This window comes from Mesorhizobium sp. M7A.F.Ca.CA.004.06.1.1 (assembly GCF_003999135.1).
In the GTDB taxonomy this organism is placed as follows: domain Bacteria; phylum Pseudomonadota; class Alphaproteobacteria; order Rhizobiales; family Rhizobiaceae; genus Mesorhizobium.
Window position 1 is genome coordinate 1 of the sequence record NZ_RZPQ01000583.1, and the last position, 3,778, is coordinate 3,778.

Here is a 3,778-nt window from a genome sequence, read left to right on the forward strand (position 1 = left end):
CCGCTGCTGACGCCGATCATCGCCATCACCATGACCTTTTCGGTCCTGTTCACCTTCACCGATTTCCAGTTGATCTATGTGCTGACTCGCGGCGGACCGGTGAATGCCACCCATCTGATGGCGACGCTCTCGTTCCAGCGCGGCATTTCCGGCGGCCAGCTTGGCGAGGGAGCCGCGATCGCGGTGGCGATGACCCCGTTCCTGCTAGCGGCGATCCTTTTCAGCTATTTCGGGCTGCAACGTCGTAAATGGCAGCAGGGCGGTGGAGACTGACATGGCCGCGATCGAAACGAACAATCGTCCGAACACGGATGAAGGCGGCATGGGCTATCTCCAGAGCCTGCCCCGGCGCGTGGTCACCGTTTATCTGCCGCTCCTGATCTTCGTCATCGTGCTGCTGTTCCCGTTCTACTGGATGACGATCACGGCGGTGAAACCCAATCTCGAGATGACGGATTATGCCAATTTCAATCCGTTCTGGGTCGTCAATCCGACACTCGAGCATATTCGGTATCTGCTCTTCGACACATCCTATCCGGGCTGGCTTCTCAACACGATCATCATCTCGACCGCCTCAACTTTCCTGTCGCTGCTGGCGGCGGTGTTCGCTGCCTATGCGATCGAGCGCTTGAGGTTTTCCGGGGCGCGGCAGGTCGGCTTGGCAATCTTCCTGGCCTATCTCGTGCCGCCCTCGATACTGTTCATTCCCCTGTCGGTAATGGTGTTCAACCTCGGGCTTTACGATACGCCGTTCGCGCTGATCCTCACCTATCCGACCTTCCTCATTCCATTCTGCACGTGGCTCTTGATGGGCTACTTCCGCTCGATACCCTTCGAACTGGAAGAATGCGCGCTGATCGACGGCGCGAGCCGCTGGCAAATCCTGACCAAGATAGTTCTGCCGCTGTCGGTGCCCGGCCTGATTTCCGCCGGCATCTTCGCTTTCACCCTGTCATGGAACGAATTCATCTACGCCTTGACCTTCATCCAATCGTCCGAAAACAAGACCGTGCCGGTCGGCGTGCTTACCGAGCTCGTACGTTCGGACGTCTATGAATGGGGAGCCCTGATGGCAGGCGCGCTGATCGGCTCCCTGCCGGTGGTGGTGCTCTATTCATTCTTTGTCGAGCACTACGTCTCCTCGATGACGGGGGCGGTCAAGGAGTGAAGCTGAGGCGGAAATCCCACCCTCGGCGGACCATCGAAGCAAGCTCGTGGGTGCCAAGCTGATCGTCAGCTTCCGGCCAAAGGCGACGATGGAAAAATCTGCCCGATGGCGCGAAGCCGGCAGCTTCGATCCGATCCGCGCACTCCGCTCCCTCTCCTTCCCGCAAGCCTGCCACAAGCTTGTTGAGGCATGGTCTGGCTAAGGAAAACCGGTAAAAGGCGGACTTTCTTGGCGATTTCTCCACCCAGCGACATCGTTATGGATGTGGCCCGAGCCGCCGACCCGGCGGATATCGAGACCGCCCGCGCCGCGCTGGCAAAGCGGGCCGGCGGCGCTGCGGGCACGTTTTCACTCGACACCGCCGCTTCGGTCGATGCCGGCTCGATCCTGTCGCGCGCCACCGCCGACAAGGCCGCCGCTGCAACCGACCCGGCCAACAAATTCAAGAAGTTCGAGGCGATGGTGCTGCAGACCTTCATCCAGAACATGCTGCCAAAGGACACCGAGGGCGTCTACGGCAAGGGCCTGGCTGGCGACATGTGGAAATCGCAGCTTGCCGAGCGGGTGGCCGATGTGATGGCCGAACGCGGCGGCATCGGCATCGCCAAGTCGATGCTTGCCGACCACTATCTCGAAGGCAAGCGCGTGGTTCCGGTCGGTCCGGTCTCGGGCGGGTTGGAAAAGACCGAGATCGACCAGCAAAACAGCCTGTCGACCTCGCTGGTCCACCAATTGCAGCGCAAGGCTGCGGGGTCGATGACCGGTGACGAGACGACCATAAAAACAAACATCAAGATCTAAACTGGGAAACGCCATGGCCGACTTTTCAGAATCCACCCCCAATCTGCCAGCACGCACGACCGCGTCGGAAGCGCCGATCCCGTTCGCGCGGCCCGGCAACCTCGCCGCCATCATCGGTCGCATACAGGAAGTGGTCGAGGAAGAGACGGCCGGTATCCGCAACGCGACCAACTATGATCTCAAGGCGTCGAACGCCCGCAAGAGCCGCTACCTCTACGAGTTGACGCGCGCCATGAAGGGCGGCAGCGAAGCCGAATTCCTCGAACAGCACCGCGAGGGCCTGACCCGGCTGCGCCAGAAGCTGGCGAAGAACGAAGCGGCGATCCTGGCGCATCTCAGCGCGGTCAACGAAGTCGCCAGCCTGCTGCGGCACGCCATCCAGCGCGCCGAGACCGACGGCACCTATTCCGCCGGCGAGTTCGGCTGGATGAAGGCATGATGCCGAACACAAGCGACACTTCGGAGATACTGCCGAAGCAACGGCGCAGTGCCGCGTCGCCTTCGCAAGGGACTGATCAAGGGACTGACAAGAGCCGATGATCAAGGTCATCGCCATCGCCGTCTGGATCTGCGCCGCAACCCTCGGCGCCGTGTTCTATTCGTTTCAGGCGGCCGGCGAGCGCGGTGTCGGCGAAACGCCGAAGCCGATGCTGGGCGGTCTCGACTACGTCAAGACCGACATCATTTCGGTGCCGCTGATCCGCGATTCTGAGATCGGCGGCTATTTCCTGACCAAGCTCGTCTACACCGTCGAACCCGAGCAGATAAAGAAGCTGTCCATTCCGGCCGAAGCGCTGATCACCGACCAGGTCTATTCCTACCTCTATTCCAATCCGCAGATCGACTTCACCAACAAGGCGACGATCGATCTCGATGCCTTCCGCGCCGCAATCCGCGATACCGTCAACGCGCGTGTCGGCGCGCCCTTGGTGCATGAGGTTCTGATCGACCAGGTCAATTTCCTGTCGAAGGACGAAATCCGCGACAACTGGCTGCGCCGCAAGAAAAGCGAGACGGCGAGCGAAATGACCAAGGCGTTCAAGGAACACTGAGTTGCCCCGGCTCGGAGTCCCGGCCTCATCGGGGCTCACCTGCCGCGACGGCAGGAACCAACCGCCCGAATTCGCGTTGACGTAAACGTCAACCCAAAGCTATATGCGGCAGCGACCGTGATCGCGAAACTGCGGCATGGGCTTCGGCTGGATCGAAGCGCCGTTGCGAGACAGATGCAACCAGACAAGGAGAACAGCGTGAGCGTTCAGGAGATTGCCGAGAAGATCAAGTCGCGCGTGGCCAGCAGCGGGTTCGATCGTTCCGTGAAATTCGACACCGGCAGCGACGGCGTCATCGTCATCGACGGCGCAACCGTCTCGAACACCGATGCACCCACCGACTGCACCATCAAGCTCTCGCTCGACGATCTGGATTCGCTGATCGCTGGCGACCTGAACCCGACAATGGCGTTCATGACCGGCAAGATAAAGGTCGAAGGCGACATGACCGTCGCCATGGCGCTCAGCCAGCTGATCGGCTGAAGGCATCCAGCCGCCCAAGCGGCACCCACCAAGCGCAAAAACGCCGCCTTTTCGGGCGGCGTTTTTGCATGAAATGCTGCCGGCTTCGTGTCAGGCCGCCGATATCAGTTCCTGCGCCTTCAGCTTGCGGCCGGCCGCCTTCAGCGTGCCGTGCACGCCGTCAAGCGCGCCTTCCACCAGTTCCAGCGCCAGCAGGCGGTGCCGCTCATAGGGTCCCGGCATGGCAAGTGAACCGGTCTTCTCGGCCGAGAAGCCGAAGCGCGCGTAAGAGGGC

The 3,778-nt window shown here is 61.1% G+C and carries 6 protein-coding genes and 2 pseudogenes; 7 read left to right on the top strand and 1 reads right to left on the bottom strand.

Annotated features, from left to right (window positions below; genetic code table 11):
• From EN906_RS26180 to EN906_RS26205, 7 genes and pseudogenes are all read left to right on the top strand, one after another.
• Positions 1-273: pseudogene (locus tag EN906_RS26180) on the top strand (sugar ABC transporter permease); the annotation flags it as partial.
• Position 274: 1 nt separating this feature from the next.
• Positions 275-1,168, top strand: coding sequence for a carbohydrate ABC transporter permease (locus EN906_RS26185; RefSeq protein WP_127271704.1), 894 nt, complete (start codon positions 275-277; stop codon positions 1,166-1,168).
• A 46-nt stretch (positions 1,169-1,214) separates the two neighbouring features.
• Positions 1,215-1,370, top strand: coding sequence for a hypothetical protein (locus EN906_RS37440; protein WP_164748966.1), 156 nt, complete (start codon positions 1,215-1,217; stop codon positions 1,368-1,370).
• The gene (locus EN906_RS26190) at positions 1,358-1,969 is read left to right on the top strand and encodes a rod-binding protein (protein ID WP_164748967.1); all 612 of its coding nucleotides are present in this window, start codon (positions 1,358-1,360) and stop codon (positions 1,967-1,969) included. Before EN906_RS37440 ends, EN906_RS26190 begins: the two co-directional genes overlap by 13 nt.
• A 13-nt stretch (positions 1,970-1,982) precedes the next feature.
• Positions 1,983-2,408, top strand: a complete 426-nt coding sequence (locus EN906_RS26195; RefSeq protein WP_127375483.1) for a hypothetical protein — start codon at positions 1,983-1,985, stop codon at positions 2,406-2,408.
• 97 nt (positions 2,409-2,505) lie between these two features.
• A complete protein-coding gene (locus tag EN906_RS26200; protein ID WP_127270032.1) occupies positions 2,506-3,021 on the top strand; it encodes a hypothetical protein in 516 nt (171 codons plus the stop codon).
• Between the two features lie 198 nt (positions 3,022-3,219).
• Positions 3,220-3,504, top strand: a complete 285-nt coding sequence (locus tag EN906_RS26205; RefSeq protein ID WP_013529756.1) for an SCP2 sterol-binding domain-containing protein — start codon at positions 3,220-3,222, stop codon at positions 3,502-3,504.
• Between the two features lie 90 nt (positions 3,505-3,594).
• On the opposite strand, the pseudogene EN906_RS26210 reads toward EN906_RS26205, so the two are convergent.
• Positions 3,595-3,778: pseudogene (locus EN906_RS26210) on the bottom strand (N-acetyltransferase); the annotation flags it as partial.